The 20,965-nt window shown below is 67.4% G+C and carries 14 protein-coding genes; 3 read left to right on the plus strand and 11 right to left on the minus strand.

Annotated elements, in window-relative coordinates; genetic code table 11:
* Positions 1-92 precede the first annotated feature (92 nt).
* The 8 genes from dxs to ngcE all read right to left on the minus strand — a co-directional run bounded on the left by dxs (position 93) and on the right by ngcE (position 10,630).
* Entirely contained in the window at positions 93-2,063 is a 1,971-nt protein-coding gene (dxs, locus tag BIV24_RS16015) for a 1-deoxy-D-xylulose-5-phosphate synthase (RefSeq protein ID WP_071366983.1), read from the minus strand.
* A gap of 187 nt (positions 2,064-2,250) precedes the next feature.
* A complete protein-coding gene (locus BIV24_RS16020) occupies positions 2,251-3,546 on the minus strand; it encodes a sugar ABC transporter permease (RefSeq protein WP_071366984.1) in 1,296 nt (431 codons plus the stop codon).
* Positions 3,543-4,334: an ATP-binding cassette domain-containing protein gene (locus tag BIV24_RS16025; RefSeq protein ID WP_071366985.1), complete on the minus strand. Its 792-nt coding sequence runs from the start codon at positions 4,332-4,334 to the stop codon at positions 3,543-3,545. Before BIV24_RS16025 ends, BIV24_RS16020 begins: the two co-directional genes overlap by 4 nt.
* A 208-nt stretch (positions 4,335-4,542) precedes the next feature.
* Positions 4,543-5,646 carry a sugar ABC transporter substrate-binding protein gene (locus BIV24_RS16030; protein ID WP_071366986.1) on the minus strand — a complete coding sequence of 368 codons (1,104 nt, stop codon included), beginning with the start codon at positions 5,644-5,646 and terminating at the stop codon, positions 4,543-4,545.
* Positions 5,647-5,779: 133 nt separating this feature from the next.
* Positions 5,780-6,979, minus strand: a complete 1,200-nt coding sequence (locus BIV24_RS16035) for an ROK family transcriptional regulator (RefSeq protein WP_071366987.1) — start codon at positions 6,977-6,979, stop codon at positions 5,780-5,782.
* Positions 6,980-7,237: 258 nt separating this feature from the next.
* On the minus strand, positions 7,238-8,161 hold the full coding sequence (locus BIV24_RS16040; RefSeq protein ID WP_071366988.1) for a carbohydrate ABC transporter permease: 924 nt from the start codon (positions 8,159-8,161) through the stop codon (positions 7,238-7,240).
* Between the two features lie 2 nt (positions 8,162-8,163).
* Positions 8,164-9,090 carry a carbohydrate ABC transporter permease gene (locus BIV24_RS16045; protein ID WP_071366989.1) on the minus strand — a complete coding sequence of 309 codons (927 nt, stop codon included), beginning with the start codon at positions 9,088-9,090 and terminating at the stop codon, positions 8,164-8,166.
* Positions 9,091-9,166: 76 nt separating this feature from the next.
* Positions 9,167-10,630: an N-acetylglucosamine/diacetylchitobiose ABC transporter substrate-binding protein gene (gene ngcE, locus BIV24_RS16050; protein ID WP_071366990.1), complete on the minus strand. Its 1,464-nt coding sequence runs from the start codon at positions 10,628-10,630 to the stop codon at positions 9,167-9,169.
* 455 nt (positions 10,631-11,085) lie between these two features.
* Between ngcE and BIV24_RS16055 the strand changes: the two genes are divergently transcribed.
* Together BIV24_RS16055 and BIV24_RS16060 are read left to right on the plus strand one after the other, a co-directional pair.
* On the plus strand, positions 11,086-14,442 hold the full coding sequence (locus tag BIV24_RS16055; protein WP_177198733.1) for a GH92 family glycosyl hydrolase: 3,357 nt from the start codon (positions 11,086-11,088) through the stop codon (positions 14,440-14,442).
* A 263-nt stretch (positions 14,443-14,705) separates the two neighbouring features.
* Positions 14,706-15,071 (plus strand): hypothetical protein, encoded by a 366-nt coding sequence (locus BIV24_RS16060; protein WP_071366991.1) that lies wholly within the window; start codon positions 14,706-14,708, stop codon positions 15,069-15,071.
* Positions 15,072-15,175: 104 nt separating this feature from the next.
* On the opposite strand, the gene acnA is transcribed toward BIV24_RS16060, so the two are convergent.
* Positions 15,176-17,917 (minus strand): aconitate hydratase AcnA, encoded by a 2,742-nt coding sequence (gene acnA, locus BIV24_RS16065; RefSeq protein WP_071367003.1) that lies wholly within the window; start codon positions 17,915-17,917, stop codon positions 15,176-15,178.
* A 448-nt stretch (positions 17,918-18,365) separates the two neighbouring features.
* The gene (locus tag BIV24_RS16070) at positions 18,366-19,628 is read right to left on the minus strand and encodes an MFS transporter (RefSeq protein ID WP_071366992.1); all 1,263 of its coding nucleotides are present in this window, start codon (positions 19,626-19,628) and stop codon (positions 18,366-18,368) included.
* Between the two features lie 46 nt (positions 19,629-19,674).
* Here BIV24_RS16070 and BIV24_RS16075 point away from each other — a divergent pair, with 46 nt between their 5' ends.
* Positions 19,675-20,073 carry a MerR family transcriptional regulator gene (locus BIV24_RS16075; RefSeq protein WP_071366993.1) on the plus strand — a complete coding sequence of 133 codons (399 nt, stop codon included), beginning with the start codon at positions 19,675-19,677 and terminating at the stop codon, positions 20,071-20,073.
* Positions 20,074-20,362: 289 nt separating this feature from the next.
* On the opposite strand, the gene BIV24_RS16080 is transcribed toward BIV24_RS16075, so the two are convergent.
* Entirely contained in the window at positions 20,363-20,860 is a 498-nt protein-coding gene (locus BIV24_RS16080; protein ID WP_071366994.1) for a GNAT family N-acetyltransferase, read from the minus strand.
* Positions 20,861-20,965 lie beyond the last annotated feature (105 nt).

The following is a 20,965-nucleotide window of genomic DNA, read 5'->3' on the forward strand; positions in this document are numbered from 1 at the left end:
GCATGATGCGTATGCCCCGGAGTAGGCGGATTCACGCGAATGGGCCGGTTTCGCCACCGGAACGGATGGCGAAACCGGCCCCTGCGGTCGTATCAGTCGCGCGCCGGTTCGACCGGGTCCGCGGTCCGTGCGGCGGTCGTACCGTCGGTGGGGGTCCCCCCGTTCGAGCGAAGCCGAGCGGGGGGGAGTCCGTCGAGCTTGGCGACCAGCCCGGTGACCTGGCGGGCGATGTCCGGCGCGGTCAGCCCGATCTCCGCCATGACCTCCTTGCGGGAGGCGTGGTCGAGGAAACGCGGCGGGATGCCGAAGTCGCGCAGCGGCATGTCGACGCCCGCATCGCGCAGGGCCTGCGCGATCGCCGAACCGACGCCGCCGACGCGCGAGTTGTCCTCGACGGTGACGACCACACGGTGCCGCTCGGCGAGCGGGGCGAGGGCCTCGTCGACGGGCTTGACCCAGCGCGGGTCGACGACGGTGGTGGAGATGCCCTGCTTGTCGAGCAGGTCGGCGATCTCCAGGCACATGGGCGCGAGCGCGCCGACGGAGACCAGCAGGACGTCCGGTACGGGGACGTCGGCCTTGCGCAGCACGTCCATGCCGCCGACCTTGCCGACCGCGGGGACAGCCGGGCCGACGACGCCCTTGGAGTAGCGCAGCACGGTCGGCGCGTCGTCGACGTCGACGGCCTCACGCAGCTGGCCGCGCAGCTGCTCGGCATCACGTGGGGCGGCGATCCTGAGGCCCGGCACCACCTGGAGCATCGACATGTCCCACATGCCGTTGTGGGAGGCGCCGTCGTCGCCGGTGACACCGGCCCGGTCGAGCACGAAGGTCACGCCGCACTTGTGCAGGGCGACGTCCATGAGGACCTGGTCGAAGGCGCGGTTGAGGAAGGTCGCGTACACCGCGAACACGGGGTGTACTCCGCCGGTGGCGAGGCCGGCCGCGGAGACCGCGGCGTGCTGCTCGGCGATACCGACGTCGTAGATGCGGTTCGGGAAGGCGTCCGCGAACTTCTTCAGGCCCACCGGGTGGAGCATCGCCGCGGTGATGGCGACGATGTCCTCGCGCTCGCGGCCGAGCTTGACCATCTCGTCGCCGAAGACGGAGGTCCAGCTGGCGGCGGCGGCCTTGATGGGCAGGCCGGTGTCGGGGTGGATCACGCCGACGGCGTGGAAGCGGTCGGCCTCGTCCTCGACGGCGGGCTTGTAGCCGCGGCCCTTCTCGGTCAGACAGTGGACGATGACCGGGCCGCCGAACCGCTTGGCGCGGGCCAGCGCGGACTCCAGGGCCTCGATGTCGTGGCCGTCGATCGGGCCGACGTACTTCAGGCCCAGGTCCTCGAACATGCCCTGCGGGGCGATGAAGTCCTTCAGGCCCTTCTTGGCGCCGTGCAGGGTCTCGTAGAGCGGCCGGCCGACGACGGGCGTGCGCTCCAGCACCTCCCTCGTGCGGGCCAGGAACTTCTCGTAGCCGTCGGTGGTGCGCAGGGTGGCCAGGTGGTTGGCGAGACCGCCGATCGTCGGGGAGTACGAGCGCTCGTTGTCGTTCACGACGATGACCAGCGGGCGGTCCTTGGCGTCCGCGATGTTGTTGAGCGCCTCCCAGGCCATGCCGCCGGTGAGGGCGCCGTCGCCGATGACGGCGGCGACGTGGCTGTCGCGTTCGAGCAGCTGGTTGGCCTTGGCAAGGCCGTCGGCCCAGCCGAGGACCGTGGAGGCGTGCGAGTTCTCGATGATGTCGTGCTCGGACTCGGCGCGCGAGGGGTAACCGGACAGGCCGCCCTTGCTGCGCAGCTGCGAGAAGTCCTGGCGACCGGTGAGCAGCTTGTGGACATAGGACTGGTGGCCGGTGTCGAAGAGGACCTTGTCCCGGGGCGAGTCGAAGACGCGGTGCAGGGCGATGGTGAGCTCGACCACACCGAGGTTGGGGCCGAGGTGGCCGCCGGTCTTGGAGACGGCGCCGACGAGGAAGGTCCGGATCTCCTCCGCCAGCTGGTCCAGCTCCTCCAGGCTGAGCCGGTCCAGATCGCGCGGTCCCCTGATGCGGGTCAGCAGCGGCACCCCGTGCCTCCTTGAAGTAGAGCTATGGCGAGCTTTCGCCGGGCTGAGTCTAATGTTCCGCCCGTGCGGATCATGGTCGGGCCTCGCATTCCGCGCCACACGTTCGGCCACACACGACCGTGCCCGGCACCGCTGTGGGTGCCGGGCACGGGTCGACGGGGCCGGTCCGGGCCCTACGGCCGGTGGCTCACGCCCGGCCCGCGGTCTTCTGGGTCTTGCGGGTGATCGAGTCGATCACCACGGTGGTGAGCAGCACGCCCGCGGTGATCATGTACTTCACCGGCTCCGCGATGGACTCCAGCTGGAGACCGTACTGGATCGATACGATCACCATCACGCCCAGCAGCGCGTTCCAGGTACGCCCGCGCCCGCCGAAGAGGCTGGTACCGCCGATGACGGCGGCGGCGATCGCGTTCATCAGCAGGTCACCGGTACCGGCGCTCTGGTTGGCCGAGGCGATCTTGGAGGCCAGGAACAGTCCGCCGACGGCCGCGAAGAACCCGGAGATCGCGAAGACCGAGATCCGGATGGCCGTGACGTTGATACCGGCACGACGCGAGGCCTCGACATTGCCGCCGAGCGCGAAGACCTTGCGGCCGTACGCCGTGCGGCGCAGCACGAAGTCGGTGAACACCAGGAAGGCCAGGAAGATCACCGTGGCCAGCGGCAGGCCCTTGTACTGGTTGTACATGTAGGCCGCGGCGAAGGCGACGACGGCCAGCAGGGCCGTGCGCAGGGCGGTCTCGCTGAGCGGGCGGGACGGGATGCCCGCGGCCTCACGGCGGCGGCTGCCCAGGAACGAGGTGGCGAAGAACACGGCGACCACGACCGCGGCCAGACCGTAGGCGGCCGCCACATCGGAGAAGAAGTACGTGGTCAGCTGGCCGATGAGACCGTCGCTGTTCAGGTTGATGGTGCCGTTGGCGCCCAGCACCTGGAGCATGAAGCCCAGCCAGAAGAGCAGGCCGGCCAGTGTCACGGCGAAGGCGGGAGCGCCGAGCACCGCGAAGAAGAAGCCGTGGGCCGCGCCGATGACCGCGCCCGCGGCGACAGCCACGAGCACCGCGGCCCATTCGGGCCAGCCCTGGTTGACGGCGGACACGGCCGCGAGGGCGCTGGCCGCACCGCTGACCGAGCCGACCGACAGGTCGATCTCGCCGAGCAGCAGAACGAAGACGATACCGACCGAGATCATGCCCGTGCCGACCATCGTGATCGTGATGTTGCTGAGGTTCTGCGCGGACAGGAAGGCCGAGTTGAGGCTCTGGAAGATCACACAAATGGCGATCAGGCCGACGATGACGGGCAGGGAGCCCAGCTCACCGGCGCGCATCTTGCGCTTGAACTCCCCCACGTAGCCCGCGAGTCCCTGCTCGCGCACGAGGAGGCGGGGGTCGACCGCGGTCACCGCGGCCGCGGCGGCCTCGGAGTTCGCGACGGCGGGCGCGTCCTTCGGAGTTTCGGAGGTCTTGTCGATGCTCACTTGGAAACCTCCCCGTTCGTGCGCGCCGCACGGCGGGTCACAGCGTTTTCGGTGGCGCCGGTGATGGCGGAGATGATCTCCTCCTGCGAGGTGGTCTTCACCTCGAAGACGCCGTTGTTGCGGCCGAGGCGCAGCACCGCGACCTTGTCCGCCACGGCCTTCACGTCGGCCATGTTGTGGCTGATGAGGATCACCGCGTGACCGCGCTCGCGCAGTCGTTCGATCAGGTCGAGGACCTGGGCGGTCTGCTCGACGCCGAGCGCCGCGGTGGGCTCGTCGAGGATGACCAGCTGGGGCTCGCCGAGCATCGAACGGGCGATGGCCACGGTCTGGCGCTGACCGCCGGACAGCGAGGCGATCGGGATACGCACGCTCGGGATCCGGATCGACAGGGTGGTGAGCAGCTCGCGGGCTCGCCGCTCCATCTCGACCTCGTCGAGGATGCCGCGCCTCTTGATCTCACGGCCGAGGAAGAGATTGCCGACGACGTCGATGTTGTCGCACAGTGCGAGGTCCTGGTAGACCGTCGCGATGCCCAGGTTCTGGGCGTCGTTCGGCTTGTTGATCTGGACGGGCTTGCCTTCCCATTCGATGGCGCCCTCATCGATCGGGTGCACGCCGGCAATCGTCTTGACCAGCGTGGATTTTCCGGCGCCGTTGTCGCCGACCAGGGCGACCACCTCACCGGCGTGGACTTCAAGCTCTACGTCGGTGAGCGCCTGAACGGCACCGAACCGCTTGGAGACCCCGCGCAACGCCAGCACGGGCGTAGCGGACACGTGAACCATCTCCTTCGCCGCCTGACCCGGCGGAAGGTTGTGCAGAAGTGTGGAGGAAGTGTTCCCCTCCGGCGCCCCGCAATGAGCTTGCGGGGCTGGTGAACGCGGGGCGCCGGGGGAGTTTCGGTGCGACAGATCGAACGTCGCCTGCCGGGGCACCAGTCCCGTACGGGCATTCAAGAGCGAAGTCCCGTACGGGGAAAGGGGCTCGGGCCGGTTACTTGTTCAGACCGACCTTGTCGCAGGCCGACTTGTACTGCGAGGTGCAGATGTCGGCGGTGGTGTAGATGCCGTCCTTGATGACCGTGTCCTTGATGTTGTCCTTGGTCAGCGCGATGACCGGGACCAGGACGGAGGGCACCTGCTTGGCGGTCGGGCTGTCGACCTTGTCCTTGGCGATCGAGTCGAGCGACTTGCCCTGGGCGAGGAGGACGGCCATCTGCGCGGCGACGTCCGCCTCCTGCGGGTACGACTTGTAGACGCTCATGAACTGCTCGCCGGTGACGATGCGCTGCACACCCGCGAGTTCGGCGTCCTGGCCGGTGACCGGGATGTTGGAGATGCCCGCGGCCTTGAGGGCGGTGATGATGCCGCCGGCCATGCCGTCGTTGGCGGAGTAGACGCCGATGATGTTCTTCTTGCCGACCGCCGAGATCGCCGCCTCCATGTTGGAGTTGGCGTTGTCCGGCGACCACTCCTTGGTGTCGTACTCGCGGCCGACGTTGACCTTGCCGTCGAGGACGGAGTGGGCACCCGTCTTGAACTGCTTGGCGTTGGGGTCGGTCGGCGAGCCGTTCATCATGACGATCTTGCCGCTCTTGGCCTTGGCGCCAAGGGCCTTCAGCAGGGCCTCGCCCTGCGTCTTGCCGACCTCGGTGTTGTCGAACGAGGTGTAGGCCTTGATCGGGCCTTCGGCCAGGCGGTCGTACGCGACGACCGGGATGCCGGCGTCGTCGGCCTTCTTGATCGAGTTCGCGATCGCCTTGGAGTCGACGGCGTCGATGATCAGGACGTCCACCTTGTCGGTGATCATGGTGTCGACCTGCTGGGCCTGCAGGTTCGCGTCCTGGCGGGCGTTGCTGTACTCCAGCGTGGCCTTGTTGCCCGTCAGCTCCTTGATCTTCTTCTCGATCAGGGGCTTGTCGAACTTCTCGTACCGCGCGGTCTTGTTCTCCGGCAGGAGCAGACCGACCTTGATCGCGTCACCCTTCTTCGCACTCGACGGCGAGGAAGAGTTGCCACCCGACTCCTTGGCGCTGCCGCAGGCAGCCAGCGAGACGGCCATCGCACCAGCGGCAACGGCAACGGCGGCGCGACGCATACGCGTGTTCACTTCAGAAACCTCCCTGACGAGGCCGCGACGTTGCGGCCGAGGTGACAGGAAGTCAAGTCGGCCATACGTGCGACGTCAAGAAGTAAATCCTTAACGAGATGGCAACGATGCCATCCGTTCTCTAAGTGAAGGCTAGAGGAGCGGCGGACACCGCGCCGTCCAAAAGGGTTGAATCGCCCATCTCGCTGAGCGCGAGAGCGAGCGCGCCAAGCACCTCGGCACGACCCCCGAGCGCCCCCGGCAGCACCGAGAGATGGCGCGCGGCACTGGGGATCGCATACCGGCCGACCGACTCCCTGATGGGCCCGAGCACCAGCTCCCCGGCCTCGGCGAGATCCCCGCTCAGGACCACTCGGCTGGGGTTCAGCAGATTGCAGAGATTGGCCACTCCGCTGCCGATGTGGCGGCCCACGTCGGCGATCACCCGACGGCAGCCCGGATCACCCTCCCGCGCCAGCCGGACCACGTCCTCCATGGTCAGGTCGGCGCCATGGCTGGGCTGAAGCAGCGGCAGGACGTACCCCGCCGCCGCGAACGTCTCCAGGCAGCCCCGATTGCCGCAGCGGCAGACGGGACCGGATTCGTCCAGGGTGATATGGCCGATCTCTCCGGCGGTGCCGCCGGGGCCGCGGTAGATCTTCCCGTCGATCACCAGCCCGGCACCGACGCCGCTCGCGACCTTGATGTACGCCAGGTCCTTGACCCCCCGGCCGCTGCCCCAGACCATCTCCCCGAGGGCGCCGAGGTTCGCGTCGTTGTCCACGTGCGCCGGCACGCCGAGCCGTCTGTGCAGTTCCTCGGCGGGTCTGGTGCCGGCCCAGCCCGGCAGGATGGCGGTGGAGCCGAGCGTGCCCGACTCGACGTCGATGGGGCCGGGCACGCCGAGACCCACACCCGCGACCTTGGACCGGTCCACACCGGTCGCCTCGATCAGCCTGTTGACCAGCTCTTCCGCCCGGTCGAAGCCCTGCGCGGCGGACGCGTCCACATCCAGCGGCTCGGACTCCTCCGCGAGCACCTGATGGGCGAGGTTCCCGACCGCGACACGCAGATGCGTGTGCCCGAAGTCGACACCGATGACGATGCCGGCGTCACCGCTGAGGGAGACGCTGCGGGCCCTGCGACCACCCGCCGACGTGGGGGTGACCTCGACGGTTCCGCGGCCCTTGAGCTCACGCACGATATTGGAGACCGTCGCCGCGGACAGACCCGTCGTCCTCGCGATCTCGGCCTGCGTGAGCGACCCGGCAAGGCGCACCGCACGGACGACGCGCTCGAGATTCGCTCGGTGCAGCGACGACTGCGACCCCGGAGTCTCCATCGACCCATCCACTCCCTCAGCCCGACGGCCACGATGCCGTCCATGTGACACGGGTCACATCAGCGGAACCCGGTCACCTACAAGTTGTGAACTCCAAAGTCCGCTGAACGGGTTATCGCAGTCAAGTCCTTGAGGGAAATCGAGGAAGAACGGGTCGAGGGACACGCGGAGGCGCCGGCATCCTCCCCGGTTCACGGGGAGGACGCCGGCGCCTCCGGTCGTTCGGATTCGTACAGTTGCTTCAGTAAACGTCCGCAGCTACTTCAGGGCCCCCGCTGTGAGGCCCTGCACGACCTGCCGCTGGAAGATGATGTACGCCGCCAGCACCGGCAGCATCGCCATCACCAGACCGGCGAAGAGGCCGGACCAGTCGCCCTTGTAGCCCTGGCTGGCGGCGAGCTGGACCAGGCCCTGGGTGAGGACGTGTTTGTCGGGGTCGGTGTTCAGGACCGTCGGGAGCATGTACTGGTTCCACTGGCCCAGGAAGTTGAAGATCCCCACGCTGATCAGTCCCGGCTTCGCCATCGGAAGCATGATCTGGAAGAACGTACGGGTGTGCGACGCCCCGTCCACGAACGCGGCCTCGGCCACCGACGTCGGAAGCGTCCGGAAGAACGCGGTCAGGAAGAAGACCGTGAAGGGCAGCGAGTAGGCGATGTAGACCAGGATCAGACCGTGGATCGAGTTCAGCAGGCCCATGTTGTTCACGACGTAGAACAGCGGGACCAGTGCGAGCATGATCGGGAAACTCATGCCGCCGATGAACAGGTAGTAGATGAAGCGGTTGCCGGGGAAGTCGAAGCGGGCCAGGACGTACGCGGCCATCGAGCCGAGCACCAGCGTGCCGATGAGCGAGCCGCCCACCACCAGGACGGTGTTGAGGAAGTAGCTGCTCATGTTGGCGTCGGTCCACGCCCGCGACCAGTTCTCGAAGTGCAGCTTGTCCGGCAGCGCCCAGGGCGAGCTGAAGATCGAGTTGTCGTCCTTGAAGGAGGTCAGCACCGCCCACAGCAGCGGCATGACCACCATGAACGCCCACAGGATGAGCATGCCGTGCGAGAAGACGTTGAGGACGGCGCCTTCCCGCTTCTGCCGCGGCAGCGCGCCGGCCGGGGCGCCGCCCTTGGTCACGGCGGCGCCGGGCTGAGCCGGGATCGGGGCGGGGGTCTTGGTTGTCTTCATGCTCAGAACTCCAGCCGCTCGCGCCGACCCAGTCGCATCACGATCGCCGCGAAGAGCAGCGTCACGACGAGCAGGGCGACACCGATCGTGGTTGCGTAGGCGGCCTGACCGTCACGGAAGGCCGTCTGGTAGACGTACAGCACCATGACAGTGGTCGAGTAGTCGGGCCCGCCCGGACCCATCGTCATGATCTGTACGACCGCGAACGACTCGGCGCCCAGGGCCAGAATGCCCATGTACACCCAGCCGGACTGCACGGTGTCCCACAGCAGCGGCAGAGTGATCCGGAAGAAGGTCGTGGCGCGGCCCGCGCCGTCAAGCAGCGCCGCCTCGTAGAGGTCCGCCGGGATGGAGGCCATGCCGGCGGAGAAGAGGACCACGAAGAAGCCGACCGTGGACCAGACGAGGACCGCCATCACGCACCACAGGGCGAGGTTGGGGTCGCCCAGCCACAGCGGCTGAATGCTGCCGAGGCCGATGCCGTGCAGCAGCGAGTTGATGGCCCCGCTGTCCGGGTTGTACGCGAACTGGAAAAGCAGCGCGACGATGGCGATCGAGAGAACCTGCGGGAAGAAGTAGACGATCTTGTAGAAGGACGAGCCCCGCACACCGGAGATCGCTGGGCCGCCCTTCCGTCGCCGGCCACCCACGTTGATCATGAAGGAGAAGAACAGCGCCAGGCTGATCGTCACCAGCGGCAGCAGCAGCGCGAACAGCAGGCTGTGCTGCAGCGACTTCCAGAAGATGTCGTCATGGAACATCTTCTTGTAGTTGTCGAAGCCCACCATCTTGAAATCGGGGCTCAGCCCGGTCCAGTCCGTGAACGAGTAGTAGATGGACTGGATGAAGGGCCATACGACGAAGATCGCGTACAACCCGAGGGGGACCGTCAGGAACCCCACGATGAACCGGTACTTGCCGTGCTGCATTGCTACCGACCCCGATCTCGCCGCATGGCCCACGGCGTCGGCCGCGCGGGCGGCCGACGCCGCTGGTGACGGACCCTCACTTGTGCTTGTAGTGCTTGATCGACGTGTCCGCGGCCGCCGCGTCGGCGAAGCCCTGGATCTTCTTGATGGCCTCGGCCGGGGTGAGGCGGCCGGCCATCATCTCGCCGATGGCGGACACACCGATCTGCTCCTTCTGGAGCTTCACGTACCAGTCCTGCAGGCGCGGGTTCAGCACGTTGCTCCCGGCCTTCTCCAGCGCGGCCACACCGGACTTGAGGCCCGGGGTGAGGTCGACGCCGGTGGTGCCGCCGTTGAGCGCCGTCAGCGACTTGACCTTGGCGGTGAAGTTCTTCGAGGACGCCTCACTGAGCATGATGCGCAGCTGCTCCATGCCACCCTCGGGGTTCTTCGCCTTGGCCGGGACGACGAAGGGCTCGCCGCCGGAGGCCCAGATCGTGCCGAAGGGCAGCTTGTCGGAGGAATCGAGGCCGGAGGGCGCGGAGACGGCGAGGTTGAAGTCGGCCGGGATCACGTTCGCGGACTCGTTCTCCACCCAGTTGCCGTTCGGGATGAACAGCGCCTTGCCCTTGGCCCAGGCGGTCTGCGACTGGATGTGGTCGAGGCCGGGTGTGCCCTTGAGGATGTACCCCTTCTGGTACAGCTCGTAGTACGCCTCGAAGCAGGCCTTGACGGCCGGGTGCTTCCAGGCGTTCGGCTCCAGGTTGTCGATGGCGTCGAGGACATCGCGGCCACCGACCTTGCCGATCATCGGATACAGGGAGAAGGGGATGTAGTACGGGTACTTGCCCGCATAGGTCCAGCCGGCCATGCCCTTCTTCTTGGCCTTCGCGCAGACCTTGAGCATCTCGTCCCAGGTCTCGGGGTACTTCTCGTCGAGGGAGTCCAGGGCCTTCTGCGAGTAGAAGACGCCGTACACGGTGTAGGCGTAGTACATGATCCAGACGGGGTCGCCGTCGAACTGGCCCATCTCGACGATGCCCGGGCGGAGTGTGTCCCGGACCTTCTTGTTCGGGTCGTCGTAGGAAGGGGCGTCGAGGAGCGGGGTGAGGTCGGCGAGCTGCTTCTTGCCGACGAGGACGCCCATGTCCATCTGCTCGGCGCCGGAGTTGTCGATGAGGTCCGGCGGGTTGCCCTGGTTGAACCGGGGCTGCAGGACGGTCCCGATCTTCTGGGTGGAGGAGAACTTGACCTTCGCCTTCGGGAAGTCCTTCTCGTAGAGCTTGACCGCGTCCTGGGCGTACTCCTTGCCGAAGCCGCCGTCGAAGAGCACGAACTCCATCTGCGCCGTGTCGTTGACGCCCAGCGGGTTCTTCGCGGTCTTCTTGCCGGCCTTGGCCTTGTCCCCGCCGTCGTCGCCCCCACTGCTGGCGCACGCGGACAGGAAGCTCATCGTCGGCACCGAGAGCAAGCCGAGCGCAGCGGACCTCTTGATGAGGTCGCGACGGCCGACGCCCCCGAAGGTGGTGTTCTTGTTGTGCTCGCCGGAAGTGGATCCCATGCTCAAGTCCTCGCTTTCTCCAGGACTCAGGCGGTGAACCGGCTCCTCCGGGCACCGCGTTGATGGTGAAGCTTGGGTCGTGCATGGGGGATTCAGTGGGACGGCACGACAGCCGGTCGCACTCGAAACGGTCCGCCGCCCCCCGATTCCCCCGGGCGTACTTGCCCGGGGCCGCCATTCGTCATGGTGATGGCTGCCCGGACGCCGACAGGTATAGTCCACTTCCCGCCAGCTGAGCAAGATCGAACGCAAGGTTGGCTCTGTGCTTTTCCGAGTTGAGACCTCGCAGAAATACGGAATGCCCGCTGCGTCCGTCGAACGGAATATCCGTCGCATTGAGCCCGAATGCCACACTCAACACCTTGACATCACTGACCACTTGACGCCCTACTGGTCTTTGCATAGCGAAATTGACAACGTTGTCCCCTCTTGTACGGCGCACGAAGGGTGCTCGTATGCAGCACAGATCTCCGCGCAGCTGGGCGCCCACGGCGGCCGTGGCCACGGCCGCCTTCGCGTTGCTGGTGACCGCGCAGGGCGCGGCGGTGGCGCTGCCCGCCCAAGCGGCGGCCGCCGACCGGAAGTTCACTTCCTCGTTCGAACCCGGTGACCCCGCGCCGACGTGGCTGAGCACCGTGGACACAGCAAAGGACGGTTCGAAGCGTGCGTCCGGTGTGGACGGCGGGAACACCCTGGTGGACCACGGCCCGAGCAACTCGCCCACCGCCAAGACAGGTGCGGGCTTCACGGGGAGGCAGGCCCTGCGGTACGCGGGGACGCACACGGCGAAGGGCCGGGCGTACTCGTACAACAAGATCTTCAAGGTGCATGTCGGTGTCGAGCGCAACACCCAACTCTCGTACCGGATCTTCCCGTCGATGGCGGACGGGGACCGTGACTACGACGCCACGAACGTCTCCGTCGACCTGGCCTTCACCGACGGCACTTATCTGAGCAGTCTCGGGGCACTCGACCAGCACGGCTTCCCGCTGAGCCCACGGGGGCAGGGCGCGGCGAAGGGCCTGTACGTCAACCAGTGGAACAACGTGGTCTCGCGGATCGGTTCGGTCGCGGCCGGGAAGACCGTGGACCGGATCCTGGTGGCCTACGACTCGCCGAAGGGGCCGGCGAAGTTCCAGGACTGGCTGGACGACATCACCCTGAAGGTCGTGCCGCCCGAGAAACCGAAGGCGCATCTGTCCGATTACGCGCTGACGACCCGCGGCACCAATTCCAGCCGTGACTTCTCCCGCGGCAACAGCTTTCCGGCGACAGCTTTGCCACACGGCTTCAACTTCTGGACGCCGGTGACCAATGCGGGCTCGCTCAGCTGGTTGTACGACTACGCGCGGGCCGACAACGCGGACAATCTGCCCACGATCCAGGCGTTCAGCGCGAGCCATGAGCCGAGTCCGTGGATGGGCGACCGGCAGACATTCCAGGTGATGCCGTCGGCCGCGTCCGGCACCCCGGACACCGGCCGCGGCGCGCGGGCGCTGGCGTTCCGGCACGAGCGGGAGACCGCGCGTCCGTACTACTACGGGGTGACCTTCGAGAACGGTCTCAAGGCGGAGATGACGCCGACGGACCACGCGGCGGTCCTGCGGTTCACCTACCCCGGTGACGACGCGAGCGTGCTCTTCGACAACGTCACGGAGCAGGCCGGGCTGACCCTGGACACGGCGGGCGGGACCGTCACCGGCTTCTCGGACGTGAAGTCCGGGCTGTCGACGGGGGCGACACGCCTGTTCGTCTACGGGGTGTTCGACGCGCCGGTGACCGACGGGGCCTCCTCGGGCGTGAAGGGATATCTGCGTTTCAGACCGGGGCTCGGCCGCACCGTCACCCTCCGCCTCGCCACCTCGCTCATCAGCGTGGACCAGGCGAAGGCCAATCTGCGCCAGGAGGTCCCGGACGGCACGTCGTTCGACGCGGTGAGGGCGCATGCGCAGCAAGCCTGGGACAGGCTGCTGGGGAAGGTCGAGGTCGAGGGAGCGACGGCGGATCAGCTGACCACGCTGTACTCGTCGCTCTACCGGCTGTACTTGTACCCCAACTCGGGTTTCGAAAGGGTGGGTTCGTCTTACCGTTACGCGTCCCCCTTCTCCTCCATGACGGGTCCGGACACGCCCATGCACACCGGGGCGAAGATCGTCGACGGCAAGGTGTACGTCAACAACGGCTTCTGGGACACCTACCGGACCACCTGGCCCGCATACTCCTTGCTGACGCCACGTCAGGCGGGCGAGCTGGCCGACGGTTTCGTGCAGCAGTACAAGGACGGGGGCTGGACCTCTCGGTGGTCCTCGCCCGGGTATGCGGATCAGATGACCGGTACCTCCTCGGACGTGGCGTTCGCGGACGCTTATGTCAAAGGCGTGAAGTTCGACGCGCGATCCGCCTACGATGCGGCGGTGAAGAACGCGACGGTCGCGCCGCCCACGTCCGGGGTCGGCCGCAAGGGCATGATGACGTCGCCGTTCCTCGGCTACACCAGCACCGGCACCGGCGAGGGCCTGTCGTGGGCGATGGAGGGCTACGTCAACGACTACGGCATCGCGAAGATGGGCCAGGCGCTGCACAGGACGACCGGCACGAAGCGCTACCAGGAGGAGTCGGCGTACTTCCTCAACCGCGCGCGGGACTACGTCAACCTCTTCGACACGAGGACCGGCTTCTTCCAGGGCCGCGACGCGCAGGGCGCCTGGCGGCTGGACCCGTCGGAGTACGACCCGCGCGTGTGGGGTCACGACTACACGGAGACGAACGGCTGGGGGTTCGCGTTCACAGTTCCGCAGGACGGCCGGGGCCTGGCGAACCTGTACGGCGGCCGCACCGGGCTGGCGGACAAGCTCGACCGGTACTTCGCCACGCCGGAGACGGCATCGCCGCGGTTCGCGGGCTCGTACCGAAGCGTCATCCACGAGATGACGGAGGCGCGTGACGTCCGGATGGGCATGTACGGGCACTCCAACCAGCCGGCGCACCATGTGATCTACATGTATGACGCGGCGGGGCAGCCGTGGAAGGCGCAGGAGAAGGTCCGCGAGGTCCTCTCCCGTCTGTACACCGGCAGCGAGATCGGGCAGGGCTGTCTCGGCGACGAGGACAACGGCGAGCAGTCGGCCTGGTACCTGTTCTCGGCGCTGGGCTTCTACCCGCTGGTGATGGGCAGCGGCGAGTACGCCATCGGATCACCGCTGTTCACCAAGGCGACGGTCCATCTGGAGGGTGGCAAGGACCTCGTCGTCAGAGCCCCGAAGAACGATGCGAAGAACGTCTACGTCCAGGGTCTCAGGGTCAACGGCAAGGCGTGGTCGTCGACATCGCTGCCGCATGCGCTGATCGCCCGGGGCGGGGTGCTGGACTTCGCCATGGGTCCGCGGCCGTCGGCCTGGGGCACCGGGACGAACGCGGCGCCGGTGTCGATCACACGGGACGACAAGGTGCCGTCGCCAAGTACGGACGTGCTCAAGGGTGACGGCCCCCTGTTCGACAACACGTCGGCGACCGAAGCGACTGTGTCGAGCGTGGACCTGCCGGTGCCGGGCCGCACCAAGGCGCTGCAGTACACCCTGACCTCCCCGGCCGACCGCACACGGGCTGCGTCGGGCTGGACGCTGGAGGCCTCCGCGGACGGCACGCACTGGACGACGCTGGACCGGCGCAAGGGCGAACCCTTCACCTGGGACCGGCAGACGAGGGCGTTCTCGATCCCGCATCCCGCCTCGTACGCGCGCTACCGCCTGGTCCTGGACAAGGAGTCGACCCTGGCGGAGGTGGAACTGCTGGCGTCACCTGTCCGTCACTGAGGCGACGGGCTTGCACAACGGGCGCTTACCGGCGCTGATACCGCGTCAACCCTTGCCCCGCTCCCGCCAACACGGGCGTGGGGCAGGGGTATTTGACTGGGGGCTTCATGTCGCAGCGACTCCCCCGCGCGAGCACGGATCTGAGGTCACGCAACGTCACTCGTGGGGGCGGTGTTATGGGTCCAGAGGCGCGCGGAGGGCAACCCTAGTGCTCTCGTGGTCATCTACCTGAACGAACTCAATGACCGGGGAGAGGGCGGGCTGTGCACGGTTCCGCTGCGGACAGTGACCGCGAGAAGGGCACCGCCAGGTCCTGGTGGGCGCCCACGGTGGCGAACCTTCTGATCGGGGCGGTGGCGATCGTCCCGGGCATGTGTATCCGATGGCTGCTGACCCAGCAGACGCTGGGCCACTGCACCGGCGGGCTCGGCTGCACCAAAGAGGCGCCGGACAACACCGTCGGCATGACGCTCGGCGCGGTGCTGGGCGGCGCGTTCGTCGTCGGAATGGTGCTGGTGGTGGATGTCCTCATACCGTGGCAGGAGGGCAGACGGCTGCATCTGTGGCTCGGCATGACGCCCCTGGTCCCCGCACCGTTCGTCGTCGCCCAGGCCGCGGGGTGGATCTAGCGGCGGGGTGGATCCAGTGCTGTGACCGGGGGTCGCGAGCCGGGCGGACACGGCCGAGGACCGCACCCACGGGGGTGCGGCCCTCGACTGCCGTGCAGGACCGCTTACTTGCGGATCAGGCTGCGCAGCACGTACTGCATGATGCCGCCGTTGCGGTAGTAGTCGGCCTCACCGGGGGTGTCGATGCGGACGACCGCGTCGAACTCACGGCGTACATTGTCGGCTTCGCCGGGGGCGGTGTCGGTGGTGACCTTGACCGTGCGAGGCGTGGTGCCCTCGTTCAGCTCGGTGACGCCGGAGAAGGAGAAGGTCTCCTCGCCGGTCAGGCCGAGGGACTCGGCCGAGGCGCCCTCCGGGAACTGGAGCGGGAGCACACCCATGCCGATGAGGTTCGAGCGGTGGATGCGCTCGTACGACTCGGCGATGACGGCCTTGACACCGAGCAGCGCGGTGCCCTTCGCGGCCCAGTCGCGGGACGAGCCGGAGCCGTACTCCTTGCCGGCCAGGACGACCAGCGGGATGTCCTGCGCGATGTAGTTGCGCGAGGCGTCGTAGATGAAGGAGACCGGCGCGCCCTCCTGGGTGAAGTCGCGGGTGTAGCCGCCCTCGGTGCCCGGCGCGATCTGGTTGCGCAGACGGATGTTGGCGAACGTACCGCGGATCATGACCTCGTGGTTGCCGCGGCGGGAACCGTAGGAGTTGAAGTCGCGACGCTCGACGCCGTGCTCGGTGAGGTACTTGCCGGCCGGGGTGTCGGCCTTGATGGCACCGGCCGGGGAGATGTGGTCGGTGGTGACCGAGTCGCCCAGCTTGGCGAGGACGCGGGCGCCCGCGATGTCCTGGACCGGAGCCGGCTCCATCTCCATGCCCTCGAAGTACGGGGGCTTGCGGACGTACGTGGACTCCGTGTCCCACTCGAAGGTGTTGCCGGTCGGGATCGGCAGCGCCTGCCACTGGGCGTCGCCCGCGAAGACGTCCTGGTAGGACTTGTTGAACATGTCCTCGCCGATGGCGTTGGCGACGACGTCGTTGACCTCGGCCTCGGACGGCCAGATGTCCTTCAGGAAGACCGGGTTGCCGTCCTGGTCGGTGCCCAGGGCGTCACGGGTGATGTCCACCTTCATGGAACCCGCGAGGGCGTACGCGACGACCAGCGGCGGGGAGGCCAGGTAGTTCATCTTGACGTCGGGGTTGATACGGCCCTCGAAGTTCCGGTTGCCGGAGAGGACCGAGGTGACCGCGAGGTCGTGGTCGTTGACGGCCTTGGAGACCTCCTCCGGCAGCGGGCCGGAGTTGCCGATGCAGGTGGTGCAGCCGTAACCGACCAGGTTGAAGCCGACCTTGTCCAGGTACGGCGTCAGACCCGCCTTGTCGAAGTAGTCCGTCACGACCTTCGAACCCGGGGCGAGGGTGGTCTTGACCCACGGCTTGCGGGTCAGGCCCTTCTCGACCGCCTTCTTGGCCACCAGGGCGGCGGCGACCATGACGTACGGGTTCGAGGTGTTGGTGCAGGAGGTGATGGCGGCGACCGTCACCGCACCGTGGTCGATGGTGTAGGTCGTGCCGTCGGGGGCGGTGACCTGGACCGGGTTGGACGGCGCGCCGTTCGGGTGGATCGCCGGCGCGTCGGAGGCCGGGAAGGACTCGACGCCCGCCTCGTCCACGCTGTCCACGTAGTTGCGGACGTCCTGCTTGAACTGCTCGGCGGCGTTGGCCAGGACGATGCGGTCCTGCGGACGCTTCGGGCCGGCGATCGACGGCACGACGGTGGACAGGTCCAGCTCGAGCTTCTCGGAGAAGTCGGGCTCGGCCTTCGGGTCCAGCCAGAGGCCCTGCTCCTTGGCGTAGGCCTCGACGAGGGCGACCTGCTGCCGGCTGCGGCCGGTCAGGCGCAGGTAGTTGAGGGTCTCGTCGTCGATCGGGAAGATCGCGGCGGTCGAGCCGAACTCCGGCGACATGTTGCCGATGGTGGCGCGGTTGGCCAGCGAAGTGGCGGCGACGCCCTCACCGTAGAACTCGACGAACTTGCCGACCACACCGTGCTTGCGGAGCATCTCGGTGATGGTGAGCACCAGGTCGGTCGCGGTGGTGCCGGGCTGCAGCTCACCGGTGAGCTTGAAGCCGACGACGCGCGGGATGAGCATGGAGACCGGCTGGCCGAGCATCGCGGCCTCGGCCTCGATGCCGCCGACGCCCCAGCCGAGGACACCGAGACCGTTGACCATGGTGGTGTGGGAGTCGGTGCCGACGAGGGTGTCGGGGTACGCCTGGCCACCCCGGACCATGACGGTACGGGCCAGGTGCTCGATGTTCACCTGGTGGACGATGCCGGTGCCCGGCGGGACGACCTTGAACTCGTCGAAGGCGGTCTGGCCCCAGCGCAGGAACTGGTAGCGCTCCTTGTTGCGGCCGTACTCCAGCTCGACGTTCGCCTTGAAGGCGTCGTTGGTGCCGAACTTGTCGGCGATGACGGAGTGGTCGATGACCAGCTCGGCCGGGGCCAGCGGGTTGATCTTCGCCGGGTCGCCGCCCAGCTCCTTGACGGCCTCGCGCATGGTGGCGAGGTCGACGACACAGGGCACGCCGGTGAAGTCCTGCATGATCACGCGGGCCGGCGTGAACTGGATCTCCTGCGACGGCTGGGCCTGGGAGTCCCAGTTGCCGAGGGCGCGGATGTGGTCGGCGGTGATGTTCGCGCCGTCCTCGGTGCGGAGCAGGTTCTCCAGCAGGACCTTGAGGCTGTACGGCAGGCGGGCCGAGCCCTCCACCTTGTCCAGCCGGAAGATCTCGTACGACTCGTCGCCCACCTGCAGCGTGCTGCGGGCGTCGAAGCTGTTCGCCGACACGACAGTCTCCTTCATTGATGTGCGCGTACCACCGCAATCCTGCCGCCATGACGTCTCGGTCGGCCCGCTAAGGTAAGGCTAAGTTAGGCTTCCCTTACCGGAATGGCGACTGCGGTGCCTTCGGCAGATATCTCGATGTCGAGATAACTCTAGTACATAGGTGCAGGCTGGTCATGCTGGAGCCGTCCGTGATCTTTCGCAGCGAAGGTTGAGCGTTGTCACCGAAGGCTGGTGACCGCTGGGTCTTCTCACCGAAGGTTGAGTGATCGTTCAAGGCCGGCTGTCCGGGGAGACGGCGGGGGAACCGGTACACGCGTACGGCGATCCCGTACTCCGCGCCTTTGACCTGGACTTCTTTGACGGCGGGCAACGATCTCCATCCGGAGGAAACCACCCGCCCCACCGGAAACAGACCTGCCCGGGACTTCCACCTCATCCCTCTTCCGCCCTATTGAATGAGCGGCCTCCGCGCCCGACGCTTCCCCCAGGTCCGCACCGCGGTGGCAACGACGGCAAGGGTGATGGTCGCCATCCCCGAAGCAGCCAGCACCTGCCGGGGCCCCATGGCGGCGCTGAGAGGGCCGCCGAGCGCGGTGCCCACCGGAGAGGCGGTGAGAAGGGCGGCGCCTCGGACGGCCAGAACCGTGGTCAGCCAGGCTTCCGGGGTGCGGTCCTGGAACAAGGTGAAGGACAGCGCCGTGAAGGGTCCGTAGATCATGCCGCCCAGACCAAAGCACACCAGAGAGATACCGGCGGACACGCCCAGGCCGAAGGGCACAAGCATCAGGCCCCAACCAGCGACGATGCCCAGAGTGACCGGCCAATGCGGAAGCCTGCTCAAAGCGCCGGCCGTCAGGCCGCCAAGGACGGCACCTGCCCCGAAGAGAGTCCAGTACAGCCCGAGCAGGCTCGCACCCGAGTGAAGGTCATCGGTGACATGCAGCGGGAGCGCGACCTCCACCGGCCCATAGAGGAAGTTGAAGAACCACGTCAACGCGAGAACCCCGAGAAGCTCGGGCTGACTGCGCAACAAGCGCAGACCGGCGGCCGATCGGCTGGTGTCGACCGGCGCAGCCGTCGCTACCGCCTTGGCCACACCGCCCAGCCGACCCACCTGGACGGCAAGGATGGCGAAGGACATGGCATCGAGGCCGATGATCCAGGCTGGACTGACGATCGCCGCCAGGAATCCGGCGAGTGCAGGACCGACGATGACAGACGCCGATGCGCTGGAACTGACCAGCGCATTCGCGGCCAGACGCTGATCCGGCGGAAGCATCTGGGCGATCAGGGAGTACTTCCCCGCACCACCCCAGGCATGCAGCACCGACGACCCGGCGAGCAGGACGACATAAAGAACCGGGTGGAGCACTCCCGCTGCCCAGGCCAACGGCACACAGCCGAGAAGCAACGCACGGAGCCAACTGTCTGCGGCCAGCAACCGCCGAGGAGTCAGGCGACGCAGCCAGCGGCCGAAGACCAGCGCTCCAGCGGCCCCGGGAAGGGCATAGGCGGCAACCGCAGCACCGACGACCAGCCCCGACTGGCCGGGAGGCGCTATCAGAACGGCCAACCACGCCACGGCGACCACACTCATCCCATCACCGAGGTCGGAAGCCGCCAGAGCCGGCAAGAGCCGTCGGAACTCGACATGAGCGAACAGCGGCCGATACGTCGGCGGCAACAAGCGGGTTGTCGATGAAAGTGGCACCGAGTCAGACTTGTGGTTCAAGCGCGCTTGAAGTCAAGGGGGATCAGTGCGAGAGCTGGGCATCGGTGACCTTGCGCGGAAGGTCAAGCTGCGGCCCTCGGCATTGCGCTACTACGAGAGCCTCGGCCTGCTGCCGACCGCCCGGCGCGTCACCGGCCGACGCGTCTATCCGGCCAGCACCCTGCGCCGGGTCGCCCTGATCAAAATGGCGCAGCGAGCCGGGTTCACCCTGGCCGAGATCCGCCAACTCCTGGACACCGACGCCGACCGAGGCGCCACCAAGCAATGGCGCACTCTCGCGGAGCGCAAGATCCCCGAACTGGACCAGTTCATCCAGGAGACGCAAGCCCTGCGAAACGCCGTCGCCGACTGCCTCGCCTGCGGGTGCATGAACTTCGACAGCTGCCAACTACTCTCCTACGGCACACCCGAAGACGACGCCTGAGACCGGCTCGGGTCCCGAACCGCCGACGGCGATCACGTGCTGAAGGTGGCTACACAAGCCAGATTTTCCACACGCACCAAGAACGGCCACTCGAAGTGAGACAGAGCGGAGCACCTCGTCTCACCACACCTGTCCACCCCCACGTCAGCACGTGGTCACGGGCCACATTCCCGGATACGGGACACCGTCCGCGCCCCGGGCACGTCGGGTGAAAATCTCGGGCTGCGGCCATCATTGCTCTGGTTGTCCGCCGTGCGTTCGCGAGGCGTCCCACCAGGGCCTGCCTCCATCACGGTCGCGTGGCGGGGTGAAGGCTGCGAAGGTACGTCAGGCCGGGGCGACCTGATAGCCGCGTCTCGCCGGTGACGGTGAACCCCGTACGGGCCAACACGGCTCGGGACGCCGCGTTGTCGAGGGTGGTGGCGGCCCGCAGGGCGGTCAACCCGTACCTGTCGGCGGCAAGGCCGCACATCTCCCGCACGGCCGAGGTGGCCAGCCCGCGCCCCGCGGCCCGCTCGGCGATCCGATACCCGAGTTCGGCACTGCCATCCGCCGCATCCACCAGGTTGACCCGCCCCAACACCTCGCCGGCGGCATCGACCAGCACGTGGAAATAGCAGACCCCGGCCTCCTGCTCGGACAGCCGGTCCCGGCACATCTCGTCGAACCGGGCGAAGTAGTCATCGCCCCGATCAGGGATGGATGCCGCGAAGTAGGCCCGGTTCTCCCGCTCGAAGGCGAGGAGCGCGGGGGCGTGGTCCAGGCGAAGCAGCTGCAACTCAGGCATGGGGCGAACCGTACGCAGCCCAGCAGTCCGCCCGCCACATGATTTCAGGCGAGGGCACACCCGCCTCCCAGGCACCGTTGATGCCTTGTCACCCGAATGGACCCC

This window comes from Streptomyces colonosanans, from assembly GCF_001866645.1.
In the GTDB taxonomy this organism is placed as follows: Bacteria; Actinomycetota; Actinomycetes; order Streptomycetales; family Streptomycetaceae; genus Streptomyces; species Streptomyces colonosanans.